Source organism: Synechococcus sp. H55.11, assembly GCF_047462475.1.
Lineage (GTDB): Bacteria > Cyanobacteriota > Cyanobacteriia > Thermostichales > Thermostichaceae > Thermostichus.
In genome coordinates this window covers 1-621 of the sequence record NZ_JANSJI010000318.1, presented here as the reverse complement: position 1 = coordinate 621, position 621 = coordinate 1, and the positions used below count along the sequence as shown (strand labels likewise).

Genomic DNA, 621 nt, shown 5'->3' with positions numbered 1-621 from the left:
AAGTTAAGAATGGGCAAGTTTGACACTCCCACCGCCTAAAGGCAGGGGATTCTTACGCAGTTCAAAAATGAACTCGTAAAGGCGCTGTCAAGACACCTCTAGACAGAACCTTGAGGCAAAGCCCCAAGGTTCTGCTTACTTTTCTGATCGCATTCTGATCGCATAAGCAGGACGGAGTCCTTGCAGGTTGGCTGAGACGTTAGTATCTCCCGGACGCTTGCCACCGGTCGGGTTTTTCACCGTTTTAGGGGCTCGCCTGGGAACGGCACGTCTCGGTGACAACCATACCATTGATGAGCAACTAAAGTTGCTTACGGGCTTTTCCGCCCCGCACTAAAGTACGGGGCTACCAAGCTATCCCTCTGTGTGTTACGCTTAACTCGCTAGGGAGTATGTTGCGACCTTTCCGGTGCCGGTTCCAAATTCCAGGGTGGGCAGATGAGCGACGAACAGTTGGATGATTTGCAGGAGGCTATGAGCACTGCTGGTCGATCGATCAAAAAAGCGGCCCGACGTGGAGCCTATGAAACTGCCCAGACAGTAGGAGAGGAGCGACGGCGCATCCGTATTCGCACCCTGGATGGCACCGATATTCGCGGCGAGGTATTCCTAGAAGGGACG

The 621-nt window shown here is 53.6% G+C and carries 1 protein-coding gene; it reads left to right on the top strand.

Annotated elements, in window-relative coordinates; translation table 11 throughout:
- Window positions 1–438 precede the first annotated feature (438 nt).
- Window positions 439–621 (top strand): hypothetical protein (locus NW853_RS12720; protein ID WP_414349184.1); only part of this gene is annotated, 183 nt, incomplete at its 3' end.